Below are 26,394 nucleotides of genomic sequence, written 5' to 3' on the forward strand. Positions count from 1 at the left end.
CATGTAGGTCGGATTAGCGCATAGCGCGTAATCCGACGCCACATTGCTTAATGCTTCTGCTCGCCAATCAATGACAAGTTGTCATGCTCGGCCTGGTTCAGCTTGTGCTTGCGCATGATGGCGTACATGGTGCCGGCGACGAACAAGCCGAACAGGGTGATGATGATATTGAGTGGCAGGTGCAAACGGATCATGATCGAATACACGGCCAGCATGGTGAGAATCGACAGGTTCTCGTTGAAGTTCTGCACGGCGATAGAATGGCCCGCGCTCATCAGGACGTGGCCGCGATGTTGCAGCAGGGCATTCATGGGCACGACGAAGAAGCCGGACAGGGCGCCGATCAGGATCAGCAGCGGGTAGGCGATCCATACGGAGTGCACTTGCGTCATCATCATGACGATCACGCCCATGGCGATGCCGAGCGGAATGACGGTCAGCGACTTGCGTAGCGGAATAAAGCGCGCCGACAGCACGGCGCCGGCCGCCACGCCGATGGCGACCACGCCCACCAGGCTGGTCGCCTTGTCGAACGGCATGTTCAGCGATTGCTTGGCCCACTCCAGCACGATCAGCTGCAAGGTGGCGCCAGCGCCCCAGAACAGGGTCGTCACGGCCAGGGTGATCTGGCCCAGCTTGTCTTTCCACAGGATGGAATAGCAATTGGCAAAATCGGTGATCAGTTTGATAGGATTGCGCTCCTGGTGCGGATACACGCAGCCCGTGTCTGGAATCTTCAGGTTGGCCAGGGTTGCCAGCGCATAGATGCCGACCACCACGCACAGGGCCGCTTCCGTCTTGTTGGTGATGCCCGTGTCGATCAGGGGGAAGTCGAAGGACAGCAGCAGGTCGGACACGTGGCCGCTGACGAGCGCGCCGCCCATGACGGTGCCGAGGATGATGGAGGTGACGGTCAAGCCTTCGATCCAGCCGTTCGCCGCCACGAGCTTTTCCGGCGGCAGCAGTTCCGTCAGGATGCCGTACTTGGCGGGCGAATACACGGCCGCGCCGAAACCGACGACGGCGTAGGCCAGCAGAGGGTGTACATGGAAGAAGACGAGGGCGCAGCCGAAGATCTTGACCATGTTGGCGATGAACATGACCTTGCCTTTCGGCAAAGCATCCGCGAAAGCGCCGACAAAAGCGGCCAACAGCACGTAAAACAAGACGAACGATAATTTGAGTAGCGGCGTGATCCACGCCGGGGATTTCATGGACACCAATAAATCGACGGCGACAAAAAAGAGGGCGTTATCGGCCAGCGAGGAAAAGAACTGCGCCGCCATGATGGTATAAAAACCACGATTCATTCTGGAATGCCTGAAATCATATCTGGCTTGCTTTATACCACGAAAAAACGGCAAACCCCAAGTTTGGACGGGGCCGCTTTGCATAGTCTTGCCTAAGCGAAGCTTAATTAATCTGCCGTAGAAAAATACATCACATGTGAGCATTTTGTACATGGTGTCCTGGACGCCGGTCTGGTGCTCGCCGGCGGACCAGCTTGCGGTCCCCGCTTGCGGCCCATCCGGTAAAATACGGCTTTCCCACTTGCCGTGTGTCACGCTTATGCCCAGGCCACTCCTCGCCACCATCCATCTCGATGCCATGCAACACAATCTGGCGCGTGCCCGTGCCGCTGCCCGCGGCGCCAAGGTGTGGGCCGTCGTCAAGGCAAATGCCTATGGCCATGGCCTGGAACGGGCCATGCGGGGCTTTGCCGAGGCCGATGGTCTGGCGCTGGTCGAGGTCGATTACGCCGTGCGCTTGCGCGAACTGGGCTGGAGCAAGCCCATCCTGCTGCTGGAAGGATTTTTCGATGCCAGCGATTTGCCGCTCATGGCCCAATATGGCTTGAACGGCAGCGTGCATTGCGAGGAACAGATCGCCATGCTGGCAGCGGCCCGCCTGCCGCACGCCATTGACGTGCACCTGAAAATGAATACGGGCATGAACCGCCTGGGCTTCATGCCGCACGCCATCGCCGCCGCGTATGCGCGCCTGCGCGCCATGCCGCATATCGGCACGATTACCCTGATGACGCATTTCGCCAATGCGGACGAGGCGGGACCCACACGCCTGCCTTTGGCCCAGCAGATGCTGCGTTTTGAGGCGGGCGCGTCCAGCATCGGTACGCCGCTGCCGCGCAGCCTGTGCAATTCGGCCGGCGTGCTGATGCACCATCTGGACAGCGACTGGGTGCGCCCCGGCATCATGCTGTATGGCGGCACGCCCAGCGGTGCTCCCGGCGGCACGTCCGCGCAGGACTTCGGCTTGCTGCCCACCATGACCTTGCGCAGCAGCATCATCGGCATCCAGGATATCGCCGCCGGCGAAGTGGTCGGCTACGGCAGCCGCTATGAGGCGGCCGGCAACGTCAAGGTTGGCGTGGTGGCGTGCGGCTATGCGGACGGCTACCCGCGCCACGCGCCCGAAGGCACGCCCGTGCTGGTCGACGGCGTGCGCACGGGGCTGATCGGCAGGGTGTCGATGGACATGCTGATGGTCGACCTGACCCACGTGCCTGGCGCAAAGGTCGGCAGTGCCGTCACTTTATGGGGTCAGGGCATGCCGATCGACGAGGTGGCCCTGGCCGCCGGCACCATCGGCTACGAGCTGATGTGCGCGCTGGCGCCGCGCGTTCCGGTGAGCGAAGCGTAGGTGACGCGCAAGCGCGGTTTGTATATACTGTATATATAACCAGCTGTTTCATCTTACCCGGGCAAAGCACACCATGGCAAAAGTCAAGACCATCTACACCTGCAGCGATTGCGGCGCCATCAGCAACAAATGGATGGGGCAATGCACCTCGTGCAACCAGTGGAATACCATGGTGGAAACCCTGCCCGAGACGGGCGGCAACAACCGCTATTCGAACCCGCAGCACATGTCGCTGGCGCAGACGGCGCCCGTGCTGTCGCTCGACGATATCGACGCCATCGACGTGCCCCGCTTCGGCACGGGCATCGAGGAATTCGACCGCGTGCTGGGCGGCGGCATGGTGGCGGGCGGCGTCGTGCTGATCGGCGGCGATCCCGGCATCGGCAAGTCGACCCTGCTGCTGCAGGCGCTGGCGAACATGTCGCACCACAAGCGGGTGCTGTACGTCAGCGGCGAAGAGTCCGGCGCGCAGATCGCCCTGCGCGCCAAGCGCCTCGTCATCGACGCCAAGGAACTCAAATTGCAGGCCGAGATCCAACTTGAGAAGATTCTCGCCACGCTGGCCGATTTAAAACCGGAAGTGGTGGTCATCGACTCGATCCAGACCGTGTATTCGGACGCCCTCAGCTCGGCGCCCGGTTCCGTGGCGCAAGTGCGCGAATGCGCGGCGCAGCTGACGCGGGCGGCCAAGCAGACGGGCGTGACCATCATCCTGGTGGGCCACGTGACGAAAGAGGGCGCGCTGGCCGGCCCCCGCGTGCTCGAGCACATCGTCGACACGGTGCTGTATTTCGAGGGCGACGCCCATTCCAGTTTCCGCCTCGTGCGCGCCATCAAGAACCGTTTCGGCGCCGTCAACGAACTGGGCGTGTTCGCCATGACGGAAAAGGGCTTGAAGGGGGTGTCGAACCCGTCGGCGCTGTTCCTGTCGCAGCACGATAATCAAGTGCCCGGCTCGTGCGTGATGGTGACGCAGGAGGGCACGCGTCCCCTGCTGGTGGAAATCCAGGCTCTCGTCGACACCAGCCACCTGCCGAATGCGCGCCGGCTGTCCGTCGGCCTGGAGCAGAACCGCCTGGCCATGCTGCTGGCCGTGGCGCACCGCCATGCGGGCATCGCCGCCTTCGACCAGGACGTCTTCATCAATGCCGTCGGCGGCGTCAAAATTACGGAACCGGCGGCCGACCTGGCCGTGTTGCTGGCGATTAACTCGTCGATGCGCAACAAGCCCTTGCCGCGCGGACTCGTGGTGTTTGGCGAAGTGGGGCTGGCCGGTGAAATCCGCCCCGCGCCACGGGGCCAGGAGCGCTTGCGCGAAGCGGCCAAGCTGGGCTTTACCCTGGCCGTGGTGCCCAAGTCCAACCTGCCGAAGCAGGTCATCGAAGGCCTCAAGGTCATCGGCGTGGAGCGCATCGACGAAGCATTTAATAAATTGCGCGACCTGGAGTAAGAGTTGGTATGGTTTAAATGCCAAGCTTGAGACAAGTCAAACTAAATTTCCGTTTAGAACTATAATATTTGTCCGATGGATTCGCGCAGCGAGTTCGCGTCGACAATGAATTGATAGAGAAGCGGAATACAGTGTCAGTTGAGCAAAGGCAGGGCGCACGCAAGATATTGCGTGCCAAGGCAATGTTGGTTATGGATGGCGCGGGTCCCGTGGCGGCGCGCACCCTCGATGTGGGGCCGGGCGGCATGTCGGCCGTCATCGCGGAACCGGTGCCGACAGGCAAGCAGGGCAAGGTGCTGTTCGAGTTGTTTTACGACGGCTCGGCGCACATCATTGAGGCGCGCGCGTCCGTCTCGCACTGTATTTTCAGCAGTGCAGGTTTCAAGGTGGGACTCACTTTCCTGCAGCTGGACATGGCCGTCAGCAGCGCCATTTCGAAATTCATGCGCTGAGTCGCGTCCGGAAAGTGCTGCCGGTGAAATGCGCTAACATGGTGCATATGGGTTTGCAGTCAGGAAAAACCTGTTCTGTTCGCTGTTTTGATATTCCGGTAATACTGCATAATTATCAACCAGAAGAGGGACGCCGCCGCGCCACGCGCGCCTGCCGTCCGTTTCAGCGCAGCACGGTCACGACCTGAACCGTGTGCCATGACCATACACCCGACGGGAACGCCTACCATGTTTAATTCGACCATCAACAGCAGGGCTTACACCAACAACACGCAGCAGACGACGCAGGGCAATATTTCGGCCGATGTGTATGCGAAGGTGGAGCGTCAGATGCAGTCGCAGAATACGGGCGTCGTCAAGCTCAATGCCAGCCTGGCGCGCGACCAGGCCAAGTTCTCGGGCCTGGGCCAGCTTCAATCGGCGCTGGCGAAATTCCAGACCGTGGCCAAGAACATGGCCGGCAGCGGCCTGGCCACGTCGGCCACGTCGAGCGCCAAGGACGTGCTGAGCGCCACCACCACCGACAAGGCCGTCAGCGGCAGCCATGAATTGAACGTCAAGCAACTGGCGCAGGGACAGACCCTGCTCAGCGGCGCGCAGAAATCCTCGAGCGCGGCCATCGGCACGGGCGCGCCGGCGCTGGTCAAGATCGAGGTGGGCACGGCCGACGGCAAGCAATTTACGCCCGGCAGCGGCAAGATCATTGCGGTGACCATCGACAGCAGCAACAATAGCCTCGACGGCATCGCCGCCGCGCTGAAGCAGCAGGGCATCGACGCCAGCGTGGTGAAGGGCGCCGACGGCTATTCGCTGGCCATCAATGGCAAGAGCGGCGCCGACAGCAGCATGCGCATCAGCGTGTCCGGCGACGCTGCCGTCAGCAATCTGCTCAGCTATGCGCCTGGCGCCGGCAAGGGCATGCAGCAGACGGCCGCCGCGCAGGACGCGCTGCTGACCGTCGACGGCAAGGACATCAAGAGCGCCACGAATACCCTGACGACGGCCGTCGAGGGCGCCACCATCGAATTGAAGAAAAAGGGCACGACGGATCTCGTCATCGCCAAGGACAGCAGCCAGATCGCCACCAACGTGGCCAGTTTCGTCACGGCCTACAATGAGCTCAACAGCAAGCTGCAGAGCCTGCAGCAGGGCGATTTGAAATCCGACACGGCCCTGGGTCAGGTGCGCTCGCAGATGGAGCAAGTGTTGCGCACGGCCAGCACGGGCGTGCCATCGTCGGTGCTGGGCAGTGCGGGCGTGACCCTGGGCAAGAGCGGCGAGCTGGTGCTCGACGACAAGAAGCTCAAGGCGGCCATCGCGGCCGATCCGGACGCCGTCAGCAAGATGTTTACCAATAACGGCAAGGGCGTGGCGGACCAGTTCGCCAGCAAGATCGGCGAGCTGACGGGCGAAACGAGCATCATCCGCAAGGAAGTGCAGACGGTCGGCAAGGAGATCACCACCCTGACCAACAAGAAAGCCGTGCTGGCCAAGGCGCTGACGGCCCAGGCGCAGGCCCTGGTGAAGGCGTATTCGGCCCAGGAACAGATGGGGACGAACTCGGCCCTTCCCGGTTATACGGGCAAGAATTCCCTGTTCGACTTCATGGCGTAAGCCCGCAGCCGCCCATCCGCCGCGCGGGGCGGGGCGGCTGCGCCTTGCCTTGCCCGCTGCAGCGGCGCGCCTGCCAGCTGGCTATAGTCTGTCGCCCTGGGCAAAGAAGGCCGACGGTGAACTGCCGAAGGTCTTCTTGAACATGGCGGAAAAGGCTGACTGGCTGGCGTAGCCCAGTTCTTCGGCCACCTGCGACAGCGGCACGCCGCGCGCGATCAGGGGCGCCGCGTGCGCCAGGCGCACCTGCTGGCGCCACTGGCCAAAACTCATGCCCAATTCCCGTTCGAACAGCCGCGCCAGGGTACGCTCCGAGGCGCCGACCAGCTGCGCCCAGTGTTCCAGGGTCTGGTTCGAACCCGGCTTCTCGATCAGGCTGTCGCACAGGGTCTTCAGGCGCTTGTCGCTGGGCAAGGGGACGCGGATGGGGCGCGTGGCCGAGCGTTTCAATTCATCGAGGATCAGTTCGGCCAGCAAGGCCTCGCGCGCCGGCTCCTGGCCCGGGTCCAGCTGTTCCAGCGCCATGATCAGCTGGCGCAGCAGGTTCGACACTTCCAGCACCTTGCAGTCGTGGCCCGCGAACGGGGCGCGCGCGGCATGGATGCACAGGGGGCGCAAGCGGGTTTTTCCAGTATCGTGACGGCATGTTCCACGTTGGGCGCGATCCAGATGGCGCGCATCGGCGGCAGCACCCAGCTGCTGTTGTTGGCGGTGATGCGCAGCACGCCTTCGAGCGCCATCGTGACCTGGCCCCAGGGGTGGCTGTGCGGTAACAAGAATTCATCGGGTTGCAGGTCGCGCGCGATCATCGTCACGGGGATGGTCGCGCTGGGCGCTTCCCGCGGCGGACACATGCGGGTATGGTGGAGGATAGGTACACCCATCAGCTTGGCCTTAATTCGATAAATTATGTCGTTCTGTCGGAAAACAGACGATGGTATTTTGCATACACTTGAGCTTCACCAGTATAAGACAGGGTATGACATGATAACAACCAACTCGGCAAGGGACTTGCCACCGCCGTCACCGCCCACCTTGCGCAGCGATGCGCGCGTCATCGCCCTGGTGGGGCTGGCGCATGGCGTGTCGCACTTCTACCACCTGATCCTCGCGGCTCTGTTCGTCTGGTTGAAACCCGCATTCGGCCTCTCGTATGCGGAACTGGGCCTGCTGATGACGGTGTTCTTCATCATCTCGGGCGTGGGGCAGGCGCTGGCCGGCTTCGTCGTCGACCGCTTCGGCGCCCGCGCCGTGCTGTTTTCCGGCATTTTCCTGCTGGGCGTGTCGGCGCTGGCCCTGTCCACCGCGCACAGCTATGCGGCGCTGATGCTGGGCGCCATGCTGGCAGGCATGGGTAACAGCGTGTTCCATCCGGCCGACTATACCATCCTCAACCAGCGCGTTTCGGCGGCCCGCGTGGCCTACGGCTTTTCCGTGCATGGCATCAGCGGCAACATCGGCTGGGCCCTGGCCCCGCTGTTCATGACCTATGTCGCCACCCATTACGATTGGCGAATCGCGCTGCAATGCGCGGCCGTGCTGCCGTTCGGCGTGCTGCTGGTCCTGTTCCTGAACCGCCACGCCATCCGTCCCGAGCCGGTCAGGAAGGCGGCCCCAGGCCAGATCGCCGGCGGCGAAGGCACCCTGGACTTCCTGCGCCTGCCGGCCGTGTGGATGTGCTTTGCCTTCTTCTTCATCACCGCCATCGCCCTGGGCGGCATCCAGAGCTTTGCCAGCGTGGCCCTCGTCAAGCTGTATGGCATGAGCCTGGCGCTGGCCACCAGCGCCTACACGGCCTATATGCTGGCCTCGGCCGTGGGCATGCTGGCCGGCGGCGTGGTGGGCGCGCGCAGCAAGCAGCCGGACCGCAACGTGGCGATCGCCTTTTCCGCCGCCGCCCTGCTGGCCGTGCTGCTGTCCATGGCCGTCGTGCCGGCCTGGGGCGCGGTGGTGCTGATGGGCGCCATCGGCCTGACGTCGGGCGTGGCGGGACCGTCGCGCGACCTGATGATACGCGCGGCAGCGCCGAAGAATGCCACCGGGCGCGTGTATGGCGTCGTGTATTCGGGCCTCGACAGCGGCCTGGCCGTCGGCCCCCTGTTCTTTGGCGCGCTGATGGATGGGGACCATCCGGCCCTGTTGTTCGTGTTCATCGGCCTGTTCCAGGCGCTGGCGATCGCCACGGCCGTGGGCGTGGGCGGCAAAACACGTGCCGCCGGGCTGCAAAAGGCATAGAATCGTTGCCATCTGCCACGAAAGGAGTTCCCATGAACTTTGCCACCACCGACCTGTGCGACGACTATGCGGCCATGCTCGACGAGGGCACCCTGGCCGTGTTGCCGCCCGTGTACCGCGCCTTTGGCCAGCGCGTGCGTTTCAGCGGTCCCGCCACTACCTTGCAAGTGTTCGAGGACAATGCCCTCGTGCGCAGTACCCTGGAAACGCCGGGCCAGGGCCGCGTGCTGGTGATCGATGGGGGCGGCAGCCTGCGCCGCGCGCTGGTGGGCGGCCAGCTGGGCGTGTTGGCCGAAAGCAACGGCTGGGCCGGCATCGTCGTCGATGGCTGCATCCGCGACAGCGAGGAAATCAATGTCTGCCAGATCGGCGTGCGCGCCCTGGCCACGCATCCGCGCAAGAGCGGCAAGACGGGTGCGGGCCAGCGCGACGTGCGCGTGCAGCTCAGCGGCGTGGCCGTGCATCCGGGCGACTGGATCTACGCCGATGCGGACGGCGTCCTGGTGGCGCGGCAGCAACTCGATTGACGGCGCAAGGGCTGCGCCGTGCTGTCAGCGCCGCACGGCGCGCCTGAAAACGTTACAAATTATCCACATTCAATATATTTCTGTAAAGTTCTTTGATTTTCATCAAGGCTGAGATATGATTTCACTTAAGGTAACTTTAATGCCAATAAGACAAGGAAATCAGCTCATGAAAATCGCCACCATCGCAGCAGTTGTCGCCCTGTTTGCCGCAGGCACCGCCAGCGCCAGCCCCGTCAACCTGATCACGAACGGCAATTTCGAGACGGTTGCGCCCGGTTCCACGTTTTCCAGTGGCTTCCAGGTCGTCAACAGCGGTTCGTCGGCCATCACCGGCTGGACCGTGGGCGCCAGTTCCGTCGACCTGATCCGCAATGCGTATAACGCCATCGATGGTTACAGCATCGATATGCTGGGCACGCCTGGTCCTGGTTTCCTGTCGCAAAATTTCAATGTCGTTGCCGGCCAGACGTACAACCTGAGCTTTGACATGGCGCGCAATTCCGGCGGCCCCGCAGGCCAGGGCGTGAGCGTCAATTTCGGTGGCGTGGCCGGCAATTTCTACTCGACGGCTGCCGCCTCGAACACCTTGTACAGCAATACGCTGAGCTTCACGGCCGCTTCCACGGGCCTGGCGACCCTGTCGTTTGCCAGCGCCGCCAAGGCCGGCACGCCATTCGACAACTACTCGGGCGCCGTCATCGACAACGTGTCCGTGAGCGCCGTGCCGGAACCGGAAACCTACGCCATGCTGCTGGCCGGCCTGGGCCTGATGGGTTTCCTGCGCCGCCGCAAGGCTGCCAAATAAGCCGGGGTTGCCCGACATCAAACCGCCTGCTGCCATGCACAGGCGGTTTTTTTACGTCAGCGGTCTTGCGCGCCGCCCGCGCCCAGCAGGAATAGCCACGGCAGCAGTTCAGGGATTCGCATCGCCATCGCCGCGCAACGGACACGCCGCCGCTGCCGCCCCCATACGCCGCACCAGTTCGCCGCGCAACTGCGTCAATCCATCGATGCGCGCATCGATTTCGCCCAGCTTGCGCGCCAGCGCCGCGCGCAGCAGGTCCGCCGTGGCGGGATCGCCGGCGGCCGCCAGCAGCGGCATGTCGGCCTCGATTTCAGCCAGGGTAAAGCCCAGTTGCTGCGCCGTGCGCAGGTAGCGCAGCCAGTCGGCCGCCTCGGGCGGATAATCGCGGTAGCCATTCGCGCCGCGCCGCGCGCGCAGCAAGCCCCGTTTTTCATAGAAGCGCAGGGTATCGCGGCTCAAGCCCGTCGCTTGCGCCATCTCGCCGATCTGCATGGTTTTTTCTTTCATAAAATGCTTGACCATGGAGTGTACTCCAAGCTCGAACATGGGCGCTTTTCATAGACAGGAGTTCCCATGTTGTCCGTTTCCGCCTTCCGCCGCGTGGTGCGCGCCAGCGCCATTTATGATGTGCTCATGACGGCCCCGTTTGCCACGCCGTGGACGTTTTTGCTGCTGCGCGAGCACTTGAGCGCCCTCAATGTGTCGCTGGGCGGCGTGCCGTTGCCCGCCTTCGAACCGTTTCATGTGCTCATCGGCAGTTTGTTTGGCAGCGTGGTGATGGTCTGGTCGGTGCTGCGCATGCTCGATCCGCAGCCGCGCTTCGGCCGCTATGACGCGGCGGCCCGCTACCTGTTTTCCACCTGGATGGCGTGGGCGCTGCTGGAGACGGGCCAGCCCCTGCTGTGGCTGTTCCTCGTGCCGGAACTGGCCTGGGGCCTCGCGCAAAGCCTGCCCTTGCACCGCGCCGGAGTCGGGCGGGAAGGGCGCGCGCACGAATCGCTGTTGAGATGACGATAACGAAATGCAATAATGGCCGTGCTCGCAGTGCAACAATGACTGCAATGAACGACTCTAAGGGAATGATTATGCAGCAGGATGCCGCAGGAAAAAACATGGCGTTGCTCGATCCGGTGGTGGCGCCGCGCATCGCGGTGACGCGCCTGGTGACGGGCCTGCTGCAAGGCTTGCTGCTGTACTGGTTGTACAGCACGGCGCAAGACAAGGTGTGGCCCGCCACGGAGGCCTACCTGCTGGGGCCCTTGATGTTGATCAGCTTGCTGCTGCCCATCCTGCTGGTGTCCAGCCTGGGCCACATGTCGGCGAAGCGCATCGGCCTGTGGATGGCGGGCGCCGCCGTCGTGCTGGCCGTGCTGGCCTGGCACGATGTGGCGCGGGGCGCGGAACACGTCATCTGGGGTAACTACAAGCCGGGCGCGCCGCTGCGCGTGATTTCCGCCCAGCTGTTCGGTTTTTGCGTGGTGGGCTTGTATATCGCCCACGCGCTGGTGCTGGCCAGCGCCCAGGATGGCCAGCGCATCGCGCGCTATCCCACCTATTTTGAAATCGCCTGGAAGCTGGGCATCCAGCTGCTGTTCTCCCTGCTGTTCGTGCTGGGTCTTTGGCTCGTGCTGTGGCTGGGCGGGCAGCTGTTCCTGCTGATCAAGCTCAGTTTCCTGAAAAAGCTGCTGGGCCAGGCCTGGTTCGTGATTCCCGTCATCTGCTTCGCGTTTTCGTTCGCCATCCACATCACGGACGTGCGCCCGTCCATCGTGCGCGGCATCCGCACCTTGCTGCTGGTGCTGCTGTCGTGGCTGATGCCGATTGCCGCCGTGCTCGTCTCCGGTTTCCTGCTGACCCTGCCATTCATCGGCTTCGAGCGCTTGTGGGCCACGCGCCATGCGGCGTCCGTGCTGCTGGGCATGGCCGGCGTGCTGGTGGTGCTGATCAATGCCGCCTTCCAGAATGGCGAAGTGGGCCATGGCGTGGCGCGCGGCATCCGCCTGGGCACGCGCCTGGCCTGCCTGCTGCTGCCGTGGGTGGTGGGCATCGCCATCTATGCGCTGACCCTGCGCGTGATGTCGCATGGCTGGACCTCCGACCGCCTGATCGCCGCCGCCTGCCTGTTGATCGCCACCTGCTACGCCGCCGGCTATGCCTGGGCGGCCAGCAAGTATGGCGACTGGCTGCACCTGATCGCCAACGTCAACGTGGCCACCGCCTTTGTCACCCTGCTGGTGCTGTTCGCCCTGTTCTCGCCGCTGGCCGACCCGGCGCGCATTTCCGTGGCCAGCCAGATGGCGCGCCTGGACAGCGGCAAGATTGGCGTGGATAAGTTCGATTTCGAATACCTGCGCTTCCAGGGGGCCCGCTATGGCCAGGCAGCCTTGCAGGAATTGAGCAAGCGCACGACGGGCACCGACGCGGCCATCGTGCGGGCGCGCGCCGAGGCCATGCTCAAGCGCCAGAACCGTCTCGACGAGACGGGCGCGCTGAGCGACGTGTCGATCAACCTGACCCTGCGCCCGGCCACGGCGAAGCTGCCGGAGAGTTTCCTGCGCCAGGACTGGACGCAAGTGAGCCCGGCCTGGCGCCTGCCCGCCTGCCTGAAGCGGGCAGGGCCCCAGTGCGACGCCTACCTGCTCGATTTCGATGGCGATGGCAAGCAGGACGTGCTGCTGATCAGCAATGACCCGCGCGCCTCATCCGTCTTGCTGGCGGAAAAGGACGATGGCAGCTGGACCGCGCGCGGGCAAATCCCCACGGACGCCCTGCGCTGCAAGCCCCTGCGCGAAAAACTGCAGGCGGGCGAATTCCAGCTGGTGCCGCCGAAAGTGCGCGAGCTGGAAGTCGACGGCCAGCGCGTGCCGATGACCTTGTATACGCAGGAGGACGAGGTGAGCTGTCCGGAAGAGACGGCGGCGACACCGTAAATGGCAGTGAGAGGATGTGGTGCACCGGACCAAACCTCTTGCTAGTTTCGAAGGCAGCAACTTCGTGCACTGAATCATTCAGACCATCCGGTATCTGGCGGAACCTGCCAATGATGGCAACCGGCCAGAAGCAGACATTACGACTTTGAACGCAATAGCACCTTCTTCTCACAAAAAGATGCAGTCATTTACCTATAGAGTTGAACTGACCGTTGATAGCGGCGCCTCAGGTCAGACTGAAATCGTAGTGCCATCAGTTGCGGAGGTTCGGACCTTCGTTGCGAAGTCGCTTGTGCCCAATTCCGTACTCATCGTGAGCCATCTAAAGCATAACGCGGACTACGGAAATTTCATCATTTTCCTGAATGCGATCGGGCTGGCATACGTACGTATACTTGAGCATCGAGGATTCCACGCGGCTAGGCTACGAGCGACAGTATCCGGTACAACAGTTCAGTTTATTGAAGACGGCGATACGTTCGACGTGGACGAAAACTCTACGATTCCGCGCGCTTCGGCTATCGAAGCGTTGAATCATTGGCTTGCGACTGGCGAACGATTTCCGGGTGTTTGCTGGGTCGATGAATAATTTATCGGGGAAGGGCCGCTTCGGGGCCTAACCTGCCAACGACAGCAACCGGCCAGGAGCGGACCTTCGCCGACTGGCAGCTTCGGGCTGACGGCAAATTCATAATTATCGGGAGTTCTATATGGATGGCGAGCAGCTCGTAGAAAAGATTTTGCAGTCTCTCGTAGAGCTGGAGCAAGAGGGGGAACTCGTTCTCACAACCAACTCTGGTTCTAGCGTAGCGAGATACATTCTGGACTCGGCATTAAAACAACTAGTCACCAATTTTCGTGACTCGGACGCACCGATAGAATGCACGATGCCGCATCTGCTAGAGCAAACTATCGATGAGATAAAGAAACGGTTTGGGGTGCCGAGTCAGCGCGCTCGAGAGATTACAGGTTCCTATTACAACCGGTTACTTGCACGTCTAACAGTTGAGAAGATTGCTGAACTTTACTGGCACGATACCCCTAGCGAGATGGCGAAGCGTTCCTACTACCGCGTTGAATTGGACAGGGACGACAGCGAGTTTGAATACCTTGACTGGCGTCGTAAGCACTGAGCTTTGCCTGCTATCATTTCATTTGTACGGCGGCTTTGGGGCGGAACCGGGCAACGACGGCATCCGGCCCTATTGTGTTGAAAAACTCTTGGGCAAGACCTCTCACAATGCAATAAATGTACAGGAAAATTGTACGCAGTGGCGTTGCTGGGCTCGCTTAACGCCTCACGAGTTTCACGCTCTGTCTTGGCGGCAGCAGCTTTTTGGCCATTCGCCGCAGATTTTGTGCCGTCGCTGCCAGCAGAAACTCATCGTGGGCGCCACTAGGGCCGCGCAAGCGCAACTGGCCGAGTTTAAGGATGCGTTTGAGGTGGGCAAATAGCATCTCGACCTTTTTCCGTTCTCTACGCGATTGTCGATAAGCGTCGGTCTTACCAATGGCTCGTGCCACGTCGCGTGCAGGTTCATGTGGGCTACGATCGATCTTACGGATATCCATATTGGGACAGCATTTCGATTTGAACTGGCAGGCCTGGCAGTCATACAGGCTGGCCCGATAGCGAAATGGGTTTTTCTGCTGGCTACGCTGAGCGGGTTTCAAGTACTTGCCAGCAGGGCAAACATAACGATTGTTTTCTCTATCGAAAATGAAATCGGTACGGCTGAAAGTGCCGTCGTGATGATCGGATTTATCCCAGACAGGAACGTGCGGGGCGATCTTCTTTTCATCAACCAGCCATCCCAGCATTGCAGCCACACCGTAATTCGTATCGCCCACCAATCGCTGTGGCTTGATAGCGAATTTCTCCTCAACCCGGTTGATCATCGTTTTGGTCGCTTCCACCTCGGCTATCTTGTTGACGGCTGATGCCTCGACATCGACAATCATTCCCGCTTTCAAATCGATCAGGTAATTTGTTGAGTAGGCAAAAATAGCTGGCCCTGCAGCGGCAGTCCAGGTTGCAGACGGATCGGTCAGCGAAATTCTTTTGGGCGGCACTGGATTAGCTTGCTCCAAAGCTGCCAGATATTCTCGCACCGGTCGACTTGCCTGCTCAGGATCACCCCAATCAATAGCGGAATCGCCTGAACAGGAACGTTGCCGCTGGGCGTCAGCCTTGATCATGCTGGCGTCGGTTGCAAACCCTTCGCCCTGTACCAGGCCTTCTGCCATACAACGCCGAAGAACCGAATCGAATAGCTGGCGAAATGCATCGTGATCGCGAAAGCGGCCGTGTCTATTTTTGGAAAAACTTGAGTGATCCGGCACCTTGTCCTTCAGGCCCAGCCGGCAGAACCAGCGGTATGCCAGATTCATGCCGACTTCTTCGCACAGCCTCCGCTCGGAACGTATGCCGTAGCAGTAGCCAATGATCAGCATGCGGGCCATTAGCTCGGGATCGACTGATGGTCGACCGGTATGGCTGTATGACTGAGCCAAGTTCTCGCGAAACTCACTCAGGTCGAGGTACTGGTCCACCGCTCTCAGTAGATGGTCTTCGGGAACGTATTCGTTTAGACTAATCAACACGAACAGCTCCCGTTTGGTCTCCTGACGTCCCATCATCGCAGCCTCCGTCTTTTCTTTGCTTAGACAGCGGCAAATCATGAAGGTCGCGTGCTCAACTGGAGTTTTTCAACGCAATAGGCCACAAGCGGTCACTCGCGCGAGCAAGAAAAATGGAAGATAAAATAATGCTCTTGCGGAAGATTCAATCAGCTATTCAGCAGATTCAGCCTCTGGCAGAGAAAGGCTGGCCGCCTGGGCAATCTATCCTACGACAACTAGGTTGGCGCGAAGTATTTGTGTCTGGATATCCTTCCGACCCAGCGCCAGGGCCGCTGTCCATGGGATTGATTGCCACTCGCGAACTCGACATGTACGGCGATAAGCCCGATCTCGCCTCGTTGATCAACGATATCCAAGACGCTGTGAATTCACTTCATTGATCCGCCTACTTCGGTAGTTCTATGACCGCTTCGGGGCGAAAGCAGACGGTGCCATTTTGGTAAAGCGCCACCGCTAGCCCAGTTTTGCTCCATGGTTCCAGGCATATGAGAACCCGATGGATCGTGGCAGGGGCCTGGGCAGGGCGGCCCTTATCGCCGCTGTAGCAGTCGTCCGGCTGATACAGCATGTGCCTGTACGCGCCGCCTTGTGCCTTGTCGCCGCCGTGCCGCGCTTCTAGACTGGGGCCTTCTCCACGCTGCGACTGCCTGCCATGACCGAACTCTTGCCCCTGATGAGCTATTGCTTTGTAATGTCCGCCACGCCCGGGCCGAATAACGTCATGCTGGCCACCACCGGCGCCAATTTCGGCTATCGGGGGCGCTGCCGGTCATCCTCGGCATCCAGGTCGGCATCTTTGTACAGACCATGCTCATGTGTGTGGGGCTGGGCAGCGTGTTCATTGCGTACCCGATGGCGCAGCAGCTGCTGCGGATCGCGGGCGCGCTGTACCTGATGTTTTTGGCCTGGAAGCTGGCCGGCGCCTCGGTGGCGGGAAGCAGCGCGCCGAAGGCCGTGTCGTTTGCGCAGGCGGCGCTGTTTCAGGCGCTGAACCCGAAGAGCTGGCTCAAGGCGATCACCATGGCGTCGGTCTTCATGCCTGCGCACGGCAACATGCTCGCCAGCGCGCTGCTGGTGTCCGTGACCGGCACCGTGGTGGGCACGCCGTGCAACGCCATGTGGGCGCTGTTCGGCGTGTCGATCCGCAGCGTGCTGAAGGCGCCGCGCAACCAGCGCATCTTCAATCTGACGATGGGTGCCATCCTGCTGGTCCTCGCCGTGATGTTTTTACGCTAGACTTGCGCCATGTTCGCCATCGACCGCTCCTCCCCCATCGCCCTGTTCAAGCAGATCGAGGACGCATTGCGCCAGCAGATCGCGCAGCGCGTGCTGCCTGGCGGGACCAGGTTGCCGTCGATCCGCCAGCTCGCCACGCAGCTCGCGGTGAGCACCAACACCGTGGTGGTGGCGTATGACAGGCTGGTGGCCGCAGGCGTCATCGATACGCACGGCACGGCGGGCTTCTTCGTCTGCGCGCCGGCCGACGCCAGCCGCGCCGTTCCCGACGAGGTGGCGCTGGAAGCGGGCCAGGAGCAGGAGCCGGTCTGGCTGAGCCAGCAAGTGAACGACCAGCGGCCGGGCGTGCTGCTGGCCAGCAGCGGCGCCTTGCCGCCCACCTGGCTGCAGGACGCGCTGCCGGCGGCGGCCGTGCAACGCGGCCTGGCGCGCAGCACGGCCGGCATGGCCTCGCGCTGTCCGCCGCAAGGGCTGGCCGAACTGCGCGAGCAGATCGCGCTGCTGTTGCGCGGCATCGGCATCGCGGCGGACGCCAGCCACATCCTCACCACGTTCGGCGGCACCCATGCCATCGATCTGATCTGCCGCACCTTCCTGCAGCCCGGCGATACGGTGCTGGTGGAAGACCCCGGATACTTCCTGATGTTCGGCAGGCTGCGCCAGGACGGCGTGCGCCTGGTGCCCATCACGCGCCGCCCCGATGGCCTCGATCTGGACGAGCTGGAGGCGGCCTGCTGCGCGCACCGTCCGCGCCTGCTGTTCATGCAGACGGCCTTGCACAATCCCACCGGGTGGAGCAGCAGCGCCGCCAACCTGCACAAGGTGCTGATCATGGCGCAGCAGTACGGCTTCCTGATCGCCGAAGACGACGTGCACGGCCATTTCCAGCCGGGTCACAGCACGCGGCTGGCATCGCTGTCCGGACTGGACGGCGTGATCTACTATTCCAGCCTGTGCAAGGCGCTGAGCCCGGCCCTGCGCATGGGCTACCTGGCCGCGGCGCCGGCCCTGCTCAAGCCCTTGATGCGTACCAAGATCCATTCCATCATGACCTTGCCTGCGCTGAACGAATACGTGCTGCTGGAAGTGCTCAAGGCCGGCAATCTGCGCAAGCACCTGGAGCGGCTGCAACGCAAGATCATGGTGGCGCGCAACGCCAGCACGCGGCAACTGAGCGCGGCCGGCGTGCTGTTCGAGCAGCCCGGCGACGCGGGAATTTTCCTGTGGGGCAGCATGCCCGAAGGGCTGGACGTGGACTTGCTGGTGCAGGATGCCTACCGCAACAAGATTCTGCTGATGCGCGGCGCGGCGTTCTCGGCCAACGACACGCCCGACCGGCACGTCCGCTTCAACGTCGCCTTCAGCCAGCATCCGCGCGTGAGCGCCTACGGAAGAACGCCTGCGCGCGCTGGCTGGCGCGCGCTCAAGCCTGGCCCGAGCCAGCGCCGCCGCCGGCATCGGAGGCAAGTCCTGAGCACCGGCCGGGGCGGCTCAGCCATCGTGCCTAGTTCTTCGTGCGCACCTGGCGCACGTGGTTTTCCAGTTCGCTGAACGAGGGGCGTTCGGTGGCGGAAATGACCTTGCGGCCGAATTCCACGGCCAGCGCCGGGGCGTAGCCGTTCAGGCTGGCCAGCAACGTCACTTTCACACATTGGTACATCTTCGCCGTTTCATGGTGCTTGCGGCGCAGCAAGCTGGCCAGCGGGGCGATGAAGCCATAGGCCAGCAGGATGCCGATGAAGGTGCCCACCAGCGCCTGTGCGATCAGCACGCCCAGCTCGGCCGGCGGCAAGCCCACGGACGCCATCGTGTGCACCACGCCCATCACGGCGGCCACGATGCCGAAGGCTGGCATGGCGTCGGCCAGTTGCGAAATCGTCTGGATCGGCATTTCCGCATCTTCATGGTGCGTCTCGATCTCGTTATCCATCAGGTTTTCGATCTGGTAGGCGTCCATATTGCCCGACACCATCAGGCGCAGATAATCGGTGATGAATTCCAGGATGTGCTCGTCGCCGAGCGTGTACGGGTATTTCACGAAGATGGGGCTGCGGTAGGGGTCGTCGATATCGTCCTCGACCGACATCAGGCCTTCCTTGCGGATCTTGCTGAGGATTTCATACATCAGCCCCATCAGCTCCATGTAGCGCGCCTTCGTGTATTGCGAACCGTGGAACAGGGTGGGAATGGCGGCGAACGTGGCGCGGATGGCCTTGGCGTCGTTGCCGACAAAGAAGGTGCCCAGCGCCGCGCCGCCGATCATCAGCAGTTCCAGCGGCTGGAACAGGGCGCCCAGGTGTCCCCCTGCATGGCGAAACCGCCGAAGACGGAAAACAGCACGACGAGAAATCCGAGTATGACTAGCAAAACCTACTCCTTCATAATATTGCCATATCGCAATATTGTAGTGTAACCCGATTCCGTCGCCGTGGCCGAGTCCGGCTGCAACTGCTGGCCGAGAAAATTGATAAAAGCGCGCACTTTGGCGGGCAGCTGGTGGCGGCTCGGGTAATAGGCGTACAGGTCGGCCGGCGCCAGTGTGTAGTCGGGCAGCACCACGCGCAGGCGGCCGCTGTCGAGGTAGCGGGCCAGGTCCCATTCCGAGCGCAGCAGGATGCCGTGGCCGTCCAGGGCCCAGCCCAGCACCACGTCGCCGTCGTTGCTGGCCACCGTGCCGCGCACCTTCACCGTGTGGGTAGCGCGGCCACGGCTCAAACGCCAGATGCCGTAGGCGTCGTCGTTCTGCCGGTGCACGATGCAGCGGTGCTGCGCCAGGTCGTCGGGTGTCCGCGGCGTGCCGTGCGCCTGCAGGTAGGCGGGCGAGGCGCACAGGAAGCGCCGGTTCGACATGATGCGCCGCGCCGACAGCCGCGTGTCGGGCAGGTCGCCGAAGCGGATGCCCAGGTCATACGCCTGCTCGACCAGGTTGATGGGGCTGTCCGTCAGCTGCAGCTGCACTTCCAGCTGCGGGTGGCGCAGGGCGAATTGCGACAGCAGGGGCGCGATCACCGTGCGCCCGAAGCCCAGGGTGGCGTTCACGCGCAGCAGCCCCCGCGGTTCCGCGCTGCCGCTGGCCAGGGAGTCTTCCATGGCGCGGATGTCGTCGAGGATTTGCCGCGCCTGCTGCAGATAGCTTTCGCCGTCGCCCGTCAGGCTGATGCGGCGCGTGCTGCGGTTGAGCAGCCGCACGCCCAGGCGCTGCTCCATCAGCACCAATCGCTTGCTGACGGCGGGCGGCGTGATGCCCAGCTCGCGCGCCGTGGCCGACAGGCTGCCCAGCTTGGCCAGCAGCACAAAGAAGGCCATTTCCGTGGTGGCATCCGTTTTCATGGTTCATCTTTCACTTCAAGTGAATAATGCTTTAAATTGAAGTCGATTATAGGGCTTTGTATCGCGGGTAAGCTGGCGTCACCAGTCAAGCACAGGAGAACCGCATGAAAATCGTCGACATCCGCGAAAAGACCATCCCCATTTCTTCCCCCATCCGCAACGCCTACATCGATTTCACGAAGATGACCTTGAGCCTGGTGGCCGTCGTCACGGACGTGATGCGCGACGGCAAGCCCGTCGTCGGTTACGGCTTCAACTCGAACGGCCGCTACGGCCAGGGCATGCTGATGCGCGAGCGCTTCATTCCCCGCATCCTCGATGCCGACCCCGCTTCGCTCGTCACGGACGACGGCGCCAACCTCGATCCGCACAAGGTGTGGGATTGCATGTACACCAATGAAAAGCCGGGCGGCCATGGCGAGCGCTCGGTAGCCATCGGCACCATCGACATGGCCATCTGGGATGCCGTGGCGAAGATCGAGAACAAGCCGCTGTTCCAGCTGCTGGCCGAGCGCCACGGCACGGGTGTGGCCGACAAAAAAGTCTTTGTGTATGCGGCGGGCGGCTATTACTACCCGGGCCAGAGCCTGTCCGCCCTGCAGGATGAGATGCGCAGCTATATCGACCGCGGCTACACGGTGGTCAAGAAGAAGATCGGCGGCGCCTCGCTGGACGAGGACTTGCGCCGCATCGACGCCATCATGGAGGTGCTGCAGGACGGCCAGAAGCTGTGCGTGGACGCCAACGGGCGCTTCGACCTCGACACTTCGATCGCCTACGCCAAGGCGCTGCGCCAGTACGACCTGTTCTGGTACGAAGAGGCGGGCGATCCGCTCGACTTCGAGCTGCAAGCGACCTTGCGCAGCTATTACGACAAGCCGATGGCGACGGGCGAGAACCTGTTTTCCATGCAGGATGCGCGCAACCTGATCCGCTACGGCGGCATGCGCGCCGACCGCGACTGGCTGCAGTTCGACTGCGCCCTCAGCTACGGCCTGGTGGAATACCTGCGCACCCTGGACATGCTGCACCAGCACGGCTGGTCGCGCAGCCGCTGCATCCCGCACGGCGGCCACCAGATGTCCTTGAATATCGCGGCGGGCCTGGGCCTGGGCGGCAATGAATCGTATCCGGATTTATTCCAGCCGTTCGGCGGCTTCCCCGACGGCGTGCGCGTCGAAAACGGCCACATCACCATGCCGGACCTGGTCGGCATCGGCTTCGAGGGCAAGGCGAACCTGTATGCGGAAATGCGGGCGCTGAGCGGGCAATGACCTTACTCGCTGCGCTGCCAGAAGCGCAGCCGGTTGCCGAACGGGTCAGCCACTTCCAGGATGCGGCCCCAGTCCTCGTCGCGGATGCCGGGGCGCGCATACGGATAATCCCTGGCCTGCAGTTCCGCATGCAGGGCGGCGACGTCGTCGACGGGGATCAGCAGCGCGGACCCCGGCGTGGCGTCGCCGTAGTGCTCGGACAGGTGCAGCACGAGATCGCCCCGCGTCACCTGCAGGTACAGCGGCGCCGTGGGCTCGAAGCGATGTTCCCAGTCCAGGGTAAAGCCGAGGAAACCGAGGTAGAACTCGCGCGCCTTTTCTTCCGAGAAGATGCGCAGGATGGGGATGGCAGCATGCATGGCGGTGCTTTCGACAGGTGACGATGCCGCCATTCTAGCCTCAGGCCGGCACCTGGCGCTTCATGCGTGCGGCGGAACTGGTCTTTTCCCAGCGGAACAGCCACATGATGATCAGCTTGGTGGTGGCGCTGACGCTGGCGAGCAGCAGCAGGGGCCAGCCCGTCGACAGGCCCATGACGCAGGCGAAGATGATGGTGCTGACATCCATCGCCAGGATGAACTGGCTCATTTTCAGGGACACGGCGCCCGTCCTGCCCGACCGGTAAATGAGGCGGATCTGGTGCGCATAGCCCTGCGCCAGCAGCACGGTGACGGCGACGATCAGGCTTTGCGAGATCACGCGTTTTTCATCGCTGAACGTGGGGCCGAAGGCCAGGCCCGCCACGCCCGCGCCCAGCAGCAGCGCGCAGGCCAGCAGCGCGTGGCGCGAGGCCAGGCTGCGGCGGTCGCGGTCGATTTCATACAGGATGGCCAGCGCGATCAAGGAGGCGACCAGGCGGGGCCAGACGATGTAGTGGTTGAACGGCGTGATCGAATAGCCGTAGACGAAGAAGGCGCAATACGCGAGGAAGCTGACGGTGAACTGGTTGATCGACAGGATGTCCGTCGTCTGGCCGGCACCGATGCCGGCATCGCGCTTGCGCCGCCAGATTTTGCAGCTGCGACCACAGGCCGAACAGGCTGACGACGATGAACAGGGAATTGAGGCTGCCGGCGAGGGCGTACAGCGAAGGGGCTTGCAAAGGCGTCTCCGGAAATCGGCAAGGCAGCGCTGCCGTGACGGCATGCCTTGTCTATACATTTTATTTTTGCAACATGCTCTCATGAAATAAATTGGCAGGCAAGCAATGATTTTTCGGCCGGGCCTGTTGCAGTGCTACTTGCCCGGACGCACCTCTTCCTGCGCTTGCCCTTATAATCGGGGCATGACTTTCTTATCACTGCGTGCCCGCTCCGTGCTGGCCACCTTCGGCAAAATGGCCGTTTCCCTGATTCTCCTGTTGTCTGCACTGTGGGGCGCGCTGGCGCTGTGGTACCAGCTGTCCGGCGGCACGGCGGCGCAAGCCATCGGCGCCTTGCTGTGGGCCGCGCTGGGCGTGGCCAGCATCGCGTTGTGGTGGACGCGCGGCGACGCGCGCGCTGCTGCCGTATGCGGCCGGTTTCATCCTGCTGCTCGTGTGGTGGAGTTTCATCACGCCGAAGCAGCAGCGCGTGTGGGCCGACGACGTGGCGCGCAATGTGACGGGCACCGTCAAGGGCAATCTGGTCACGCTGGACAATGTGCGCAATTTCGACTGGCGCAGCGATGACGATTACACGGTCAAGTGGGAGCAACGCAGCTACGACCTCGGCGAACTGCGCACGGTGGACACGGCCCTGTCGTACTGGACGGGGCCCTACATCGCGCACACCCTCATTTCCTTCGGCTTCGCCGACGGCCGCTTTTTGACGTTTTCCATCGAGATCCGCAAGGAAAAGGGCGAGAGCTTTTCCGCCATCGGCGGCTTCTTCAAGCATTTCGAGATGAGCCTGATCGCCGCCGACGAGCGCGACATCCTGCGCGTGCGCACGAATGCGCGCGGCGAGGACATGCATCTGTACCGCGTGATGATGCCGAAAGCGGCCATGCGCTCGCTGTTCCTCGCCTACCTGGACGAGGCCCAGGCGCTGAAGGCCCAGCCGCAGTTCTACAACACCCTGACGGCCAACTGCACCACCATCGTCTTCGAGATGGTGCGCCGCATCGTGCCGGGCCTGCCGCTCGATTACCGGCTGATGGCCTCGGGCTACCTCGACCGCTATCTGTTCGACGTCAAGGGCCTGGTGCCCGGCCAGACCTTCCAGCAGCTGCGCGATGGCGGCCACATCACGGCGCGCGCGCGGGCCGCCAACGACGACGCGGACTTTTCGCACGCGATCCGGCGCGGCATGCCGGGCTATGATGAAACGGGCCATCCGAAGCTGCAAATGCCCAGGCAGTAAGCGCCTGCTTTATACTGTCGCTATTCCGACCGGCCGCCTTTCGCGGCCGGTCCCACTTTCCGAATAAAGAAGGCCCGCTATGCCATTTTCCTCCCTGGGTCTGATTCCCGCCCTGGTCCGCGCCGTCGACAAGGCCGGCTATGCCGCGCCGACGGCCATCCAGGCGGCCGCCATTCCAGCCATCCTGCGCGGCAGCGACGTGCTGGGCGCGGCGCAGACGGGTTCCGGCAAGACGGCCGCCTATGCGCTGCCGCTGCTGCAGGCCTTGATGGCGCCCGTTTCCGGCCCGCGCCAGGTGCGCGCGCTGATCCTCGTGCCCACGCGCGAGCTGGCGGCGCAGGTGGGGCAGACGGTGCATGCGCTGGCCAAGCCGCTGCCCGTCAAACTGAAGATTTCCGTGCTGTTCGGCGGCGTGTCGATCAATCCGCAGATGATGGACTTGCGCGGCGGCGCCGATATCGTCGTCGCCACGCCGGGCCGTTTGCTCGACCTGGTGCGGCAAAATGCCGTGAAGCTGGGCGGCGTGTCGCTGTGCGTGCTCGACGAGGCGGACCGTCTGCTCGACATGGGTTTCAGCGAAGAAATCAACGCCATCCTGGCGCTGCTGCCCAAGCAGCGGCAAAACCTGTTCTTTTCCGCCACCTTCCCCGACAGCGTGCAGGCGCTGGCCGACAGCCTGCTGACGGACCCCGTGCGCATCGAAGTGGCGTCCGAACCGCAGGACAAGCCCGACATCGTGCAGCGCGCCATCACGGTCGACGTGCCGCGCCGCACGCAGCTGCTGCGTTACCTGATCCTGCAGCAGCAGTGGGAGCGCGTGCTGGTATTCGTCGCCACTAAATATGCGGCCGAACACGTGGCCGACAAGCTGCAGCGCGCGGGCCTGCACGTGGGCGCCTTCCACGGCGAATTCAGCCAGGGCACGCGCAGCCGGCTGCTGGCCGACTTCAAGGCGTGCCGGCTGCAGGTGCTGGTGGCCACCGACGTGGCCGCGCGCGGCATCGACATCGCCGGCCTGCCGGCCGTCGTCAACTACGACCTGCCCCGCTCAGCCGTCGACTACACGCACCGCATCGGCCGCACGGGCCGCGCCGGCGAAAGCGGCACGGCCATCAGTTTCGTCACGGCCGACACGGAAGCGCATTTCCGCCTGATCGAAAACCGCAACGACTTGCGCATTGTGCGCGAAGTGGTGGCCGGTTTCGAGCCGACGGAACTGCCCGCGCCGGCGAACCCCGTTACCGATGCGGTGAACGGCGGCGTGAAGGGCGCGCGCAAGAGCAAGAAGGACAAATTGCGCGAGGCGGCTGCCAAGGCGGCCGCAGGTAATTAAATTCGCCTTATGTGCGCTGGCCGCTTGAACGGCCACGTTTCCCGGACTAAGATTGTGTTTCTATAAAGCAAGGGGACGGGAATGCACATGACATTCATCAAACGCGCGGGCGCTTTGGCCGGCGCGCTGGCGCTGGCCGGTTGCGCCGGCATGGGGGGCAACAGCGGCAGCACGGGCATGCAGATGCCGGGCAAGACGCCGGCCGATGCGGCCGTGGCCGCCACCTGGTACAACCCGCCCAGCGAATTTCCCGGCATTTGCCTGACCCAGTTCAAGGATGGCAGCCTGCGTTTCGACGGCGGCTTCGCCTTCTATAACCCGGGCCGCTGGACGTATGACGCGGCCACGTCCGAATTGCGCCTGGCATTGGCGCCGACGCCCTCGCTGGAGCTGTCCCACGCGCAAATCGTGCAGCACCAGAATCTGCTGCGCATCGAGGCGGACAAGAATACGCTGGTATATGGCGTGAAAGCCGACACCCGGGCCATCGGCCTGGGCGGCTTTGTGTTCTACCGCGACACGCCGTGTCCGGCACGGCGCGGATAAGTGCAATGAAGGAATATTTAGTCGTATAATTTCAACGCAGGCTGGCTGCCGCGCAAGACTCGCAAGATGGTCTCGCGCGGCGGATCCCCCTCCAGGCAAGCTCCGATATCGCCGTGGCGATGAGAGGATGGTCCGATGGATGTGCACGACGAGCAAGGTGTGCCGGGTAGCGCGGTGCTGACGGCGGATGCCGGGCAGCGGGCTGCGCCGCCGCGCACCTTGCTGCTGGTCGATGACGAGCCGAATATCCTCGCCTCCCTCAAGCGCCTGCTGCGGCGCGATGCCTACCACATCCTGACGGCCGGCAGCGGTCAGGAAGGGCTGGACGTGCTGGCCAGCCATGCCGTCGACGTGATCGTGTCGGACCAGCGCATGCCCGGCATGCTGGGCGCCGACTTCCTGCGCAAGGCCAAGCTGCTGTGCCCGCAAACCATCCGCATCATGCTGTCGGGCTATACCGAATTGCAGGCCGTCACGGACGCCGTCAACGAGGGCGCCATCTTCAAGTTCCTCACCAAGCCCTGGGAAGACCATCAGCTGCGCGAGCATATCGCCGAAGCGTTCCGCCTGAAGGGCATCGATGACGACAATGTGCGCCTGAATGCGCAGCTGCGCGACGCCAACCAGGCGCTGGCGGCAGCCAATGCCGCCATGCAGGTGCTGGTGCGCCAGCAGCAGCACCAGATCAGCCGCGACGAGGTCAGCCTGGGCATCGCGCGCGAATTGCTGCAATTCTTACCCTTGCCCGTGATCGGGCTCGATGAGGACGGCATGATCGCCTTCATCAACGCGGCGGCGGCCAGCCTGTTCGAACGGGGCGCGGCCCTGCTGGGCAACGAGGCGGCGGTCGTCTTGCCGCAGCTGTTCGACGGGCAGGGCGCGCCCCGCCTGGCCGCCATCGACGGCCAGCCGTACGCCGTCGCCGTCCATCCCATGGGCCTGCATTCGCGCTCGCGCGGCAGCCTGGTCACATTGAGCCGTCATGGAGCGGATACATGAGTGGAAGCGTGAGTGAAAGC

At 62.9% G+C, this 26,394-nt stretch carries 26 protein-coding genes and 2 pseudogenes; 19 read left to right on the top strand and 9 right to left on the bottom strand.

All coding sequences use genetic code 11. The features are described from left to right. Positions 1 to 47: 47 nt before the first annotated feature. The gene (lplT, locus tag ACRHIG_RS12785; protein WP_489630377.1) at positions 48 to 1,310 is read right to left on the bottom strand and encodes a lysophospholipid transporter LplT; all 1,263 of its coding nucleotides are present in this window, start codon (positions 1,308 to 1,310) and stop codon (positions 48 to 50) included. A gap of 259 nt (positions 1,311 to 1,569) precedes the next feature. Here lplT and alr point away from each other — a divergent pair, with 259 nt between their 5' ends. From alr to fliD, 4 genes are all read left to right on the top strand, one after another. Then, entirely contained in the window at positions 1,570 to 2,661 is a 1,092-nt protein-coding gene (gene alr / locus ACRHIG_RS12790; RefSeq protein WP_489630378.1) for an alanine racemase, read from the top strand. A gap of 73 nt (positions 2,662 to 2,734) precedes the next feature. Continuing rightward, positions 2,735 to 4,111, top strand: a complete 1,377-nt coding sequence (radA, locus tag ACRHIG_RS12795) for a DNA repair protein RadA (RefSeq protein WP_230540493.1) — start codon at positions 2,735 to 2,737, stop codon at positions 4,109 to 4,111. 131 nt (positions 4,112 to 4,242) lie between these two features. Continuing rightward, a complete protein-coding gene (locus ACRHIG_RS12800; RefSeq protein WP_475415257.1) occupies positions 4,243 to 4,563 on the top strand; it encodes a PilZ domain-containing protein in 321 nt (106 codons plus the stop codon). A 228-nt stretch (positions 4,564 to 4,791) separates the two neighbouring features. Beyond that, positions 4,792 to 6,177 (top strand): flagellar filament capping protein FliD, encoded by a 1,386-nt coding sequence (gene fliD / locus ACRHIG_RS12805; protein WP_475415258.1) that lies wholly within the window; start codon positions 4,792 to 4,794, stop codon positions 6,175 to 6,177. Between the two features lie 81 nt (positions 6,178 to 6,258). On the opposite strand, the gene ACRHIG_RS12810 is transcribed toward fliD, so the two are convergent. Together ACRHIG_RS12810 and ACRHIG_RS12815 are read right to left on the bottom strand one after the other, a co-directional pair. Next, entirely contained in the window at positions 6,259 to 6,792 is a 534-nt protein-coding gene (locus ACRHIG_RS12810) for an AraC family transcriptional regulator (protein WP_489630379.1), read from the bottom strand. Then, on the bottom strand, positions 6,702 to 7,058 hold the full coding sequence (locus ACRHIG_RS12815; protein WP_489630380.1) for a cupin domain-containing protein: 357 nt from the start codon (positions 7,056 to 7,058) through the stop codon (positions 6,702 to 6,704). Before ACRHIG_RS12815 ends, ACRHIG_RS12810 begins: the two co-directional genes overlap by 91 nt. Positions 7,059 to 7,158: 100 nt before the next feature. On the opposite strand from ACRHIG_RS12815, the gene ACRHIG_RS12820 reads away from it, so the two are divergent. The 3 genes from ACRHIG_RS12820 to ACRHIG_RS12830 all read left to right on the top strand — a co-directional run bounded on the left by ACRHIG_RS12820 (position 7,159) and on the right by ACRHIG_RS12830 (position 9,741). Further along, on the top strand, positions 7,159 to 8,409 hold the full coding sequence (locus tag ACRHIG_RS12820; RefSeq protein WP_489630381.1) for an MFS transporter: 1,251 nt from the start codon (positions 7,159 to 7,161) through the stop codon (positions 8,407 to 8,409). Between the two features lie 32 nt (positions 8,410 to 8,441). Further along, positions 8,442 to 8,936: a ribonuclease E activity regulator RraA gene (rraA, locus tag ACRHIG_RS12825; RefSeq protein ID WP_475415261.1), complete on the top strand. Its 495-nt coding sequence runs from the start codon at positions 8,442 to 8,444 to the stop codon at positions 8,934 to 8,936. A gap of 166 nt (positions 8,937 to 9,102) precedes the next feature. Next, positions 9,103 to 9,741 carry a choice-of-anchor C family protein gene (locus ACRHIG_RS12830; RefSeq protein ID WP_489630382.1) on the top strand — a complete coding sequence of 213 codons (639 nt, stop codon included), beginning with the start codon at positions 9,103 to 9,105 and terminating at the stop codon, positions 9,739 to 9,741. A 108-nt stretch (positions 9,742 to 9,849) separates the two neighbouring features. Here ACRHIG_RS12830 and ACRHIG_RS12835 read toward each other — a convergent pair whose 3' ends face one another. Further along, a complete protein-coding gene (locus ACRHIG_RS12835) occupies positions 9,850 to 10,233 on the bottom strand; it encodes a MerR family transcriptional regulator (RefSeq protein WP_489630798.1) in 384 nt (127 codons plus the stop codon). A gap of 81 nt (positions 10,234 to 10,314) precedes the next feature. Here ACRHIG_RS12835 and ACRHIG_RS12840 point away from each other — a divergent pair, with 81 nt between their 5' ends. The 4 genes from ACRHIG_RS12840 to ACRHIG_RS12855 all read left to right on the top strand — a co-directional run bounded on the left by ACRHIG_RS12840 (position 10,315) and on the right by ACRHIG_RS12855 (position 13,804). After that, positions 10,315 to 10,752 carry a hypothetical protein gene (locus ACRHIG_RS12840; RefSeq protein WP_475415263.1) on the top strand — a complete coding sequence of 146 codons (438 nt, stop codon included), beginning with the start codon at positions 10,315 to 10,317 and terminating at the stop codon, positions 10,750 to 10,752. 74 nt (positions 10,753 to 10,826) lie between these two features. Next, positions 10,827 to 12,671 carry a DUF4153 domain-containing protein gene (locus tag ACRHIG_RS12845; protein ID WP_489630922.1) on the top strand — a complete coding sequence of 615 codons (1,845 nt, stop codon included), beginning with the start codon at positions 10,827 to 10,829 and terminating at the stop codon, positions 12,669 to 12,671. Positions 12,672 to 12,849: 178 nt separating this feature from the next. Continuing rightward, a complete protein-coding gene (locus ACRHIG_RS12850) occupies positions 12,850 to 13,260 on the top strand; it encodes a hypothetical protein (protein ID WP_489630383.1) in 411 nt (136 codons plus the stop codon). Between the two features lie 121 nt (positions 13,261 to 13,381). Further along, positions 13,382 to 13,804, top strand: coding sequence for a hypothetical protein (locus ACRHIG_RS12855; protein WP_489627761.1), 423 nt, complete (start codon positions 13,382 to 13,384; stop codon positions 13,802 to 13,804). 157 nt (positions 13,805 to 13,961) lie between these two features. Here ACRHIG_RS12855 and ACRHIG_RS12860 read toward each other — a convergent pair whose 3' ends face one another. Then, positions 13,962 to 15,311 (bottom strand): transposase, encoded by a 1,350-nt coding sequence (locus ACRHIG_RS12860; protein ID WP_489627372.1) that lies wholly within the window; start codon positions 15,309 to 15,311, stop codon positions 13,962 to 13,964. Positions 15,312 to 15,424: 113 nt separating this feature from the next. Between ACRHIG_RS12860 and ACRHIG_RS12865 the strand changes: the two genes are divergently transcribed. From ACRHIG_RS12865 to ACRHIG_RS12875, 3 genes are all read left to right on the top strand, one after another. Further along, positions 15,425 to 15,694 carry a hypothetical protein gene (locus ACRHIG_RS12865; protein WP_489630384.1) on the top strand — a complete coding sequence of 90 codons (270 nt, stop codon included), beginning with the start codon at positions 15,425 to 15,427 and terminating at the stop codon, positions 15,692 to 15,694. Between the two features lie 427 nt (positions 15,695 to 16,121). Then, positions 16,122 to 16,550, top strand: coding sequence for a LysE family translocator (locus ACRHIG_RS12870; protein WP_489630385.1), 429 nt, complete (start codon positions 16,122 to 16,124; stop codon positions 16,548 to 16,550). 9 nt (positions 16,551 to 16,559) lie between these two features. After that, the gene (locus tag ACRHIG_RS12875; protein ID WP_489630386.1) at positions 16,560 to 18,101 is read left to right on the top strand and encodes an aminotransferase-like domain-containing protein; all 1,542 of its coding nucleotides are present in this window, start codon (positions 16,560 to 16,562) and stop codon (positions 18,099 to 18,101) included. Here ACRHIG_RS12875 and motA read toward each other — a convergent pair. Together motA and ACRHIG_RS12885 are read right to left on the bottom strand one after the other, a co-directional pair. Continuing rightward, positions 18,055 to 18,917 (bottom strand): annotated as a pseudogene (gene motA / locus ACRHIG_RS12880) (flagellar motor stator protein MotA). The gene ACRHIG_RS12875 and the pseudogene motA sit on opposite strands and share 47 nt — an antisense overlap. 3 nt (positions 18,918 to 18,920) lie before the next feature. After that, positions 18,921 to 19,880, bottom strand: a complete 960-nt coding sequence (locus ACRHIG_RS12885) for a LysR family transcriptional regulator (RefSeq protein ID WP_489630387.1) — start codon at positions 19,878 to 19,880, stop codon at positions 18,921 to 18,923. A 104-nt stretch (positions 19,881 to 19,984) separates the two neighbouring features. Here ACRHIG_RS12885 and ACRHIG_RS12890 point away from each other — a divergent pair, with 104 nt between their 5' ends. Further along, a complete protein-coding gene (locus ACRHIG_RS12890; RefSeq protein ID WP_489630388.1) occupies positions 19,985 to 21,154 on the top strand; it encodes a mandelate racemase/muconate lactonizing enzyme family protein in 1,170 nt (389 codons plus the stop codon). A 2-nt stretch (positions 21,155 to 21,156) separates the two neighbouring features. Here the strand turns inward: ACRHIG_RS12890 and ACRHIG_RS12895 are convergent, their stop codons facing one another. Both ACRHIG_RS12895 and ACRHIG_RS12900 read right to left on the bottom strand, forming a co-directional pair. Further along, complete coding sequence (locus ACRHIG_RS12895) at positions 21,157 to 21,513, bottom strand: glyoxalase superfamily protein (RefSeq protein ID WP_489630389.1); 357 nt, start codon at positions 21,511 to 21,513, stop codon at positions 21,157 to 21,159. Positions 21,514 to 21,553: 40 nt separating this feature from the next. Next, positions 21,554 to 22,300: a hypothetical protein gene (locus ACRHIG_RS12900; protein WP_489630390.1), complete on the bottom strand. Its 747-nt coding sequence runs from the start codon at positions 22,298 to 22,300 to the stop codon at positions 21,554 to 21,556. A 139-nt stretch (positions 22,301 to 22,439) separates the two neighbouring features. Here ACRHIG_RS12900 and ACRHIG_RS12905 point away from each other — a divergent pair. From ACRHIG_RS12905 to ACRHIG_RS12920, 4 genes and pseudogenes are all read left to right on the top strand, one after another. Continuing rightward, a pseudogene (locus tag ACRHIG_RS12905) lies at positions 22,440 to 23,496 on the top strand (Lnb N-terminal periplasmic domain-containing protein). A gap of 79 nt (positions 23,497 to 23,575) precedes the next feature. Next, positions 23,576 to 24,829, top strand: coding sequence for a DEAD/DEAH box helicase (locus ACRHIG_RS12910; protein WP_489630391.1), 1,254 nt, complete (start codon positions 23,576 to 23,578; stop codon positions 24,827 to 24,829). Positions 24,830 to 24,916: 87 nt separating this feature from the next. Further along, positions 24,917 to 25,375, top strand: a complete 459-nt coding sequence (locus ACRHIG_RS12915; protein ID WP_475415272.1) for a hypothetical protein — start codon at positions 24,917 to 24,919, stop codon at positions 25,373 to 25,375. A gap of 135 nt (positions 25,376 to 25,510) precedes the next feature. Further along, positions 25,511 to 26,374 carry a response regulator gene (locus ACRHIG_RS12920; protein WP_489630392.1) on the top strand — a complete coding sequence of 288 codons (864 nt, stop codon included), beginning with the start codon at positions 25,511 to 25,513 and terminating at the stop codon, positions 26,372 to 26,374. Positions 26,375 to 26,394: the final 20 nt, after the last annotated feature.

Source organism: Janthinobacterium sp. C22, assembly GCF_057919405.1.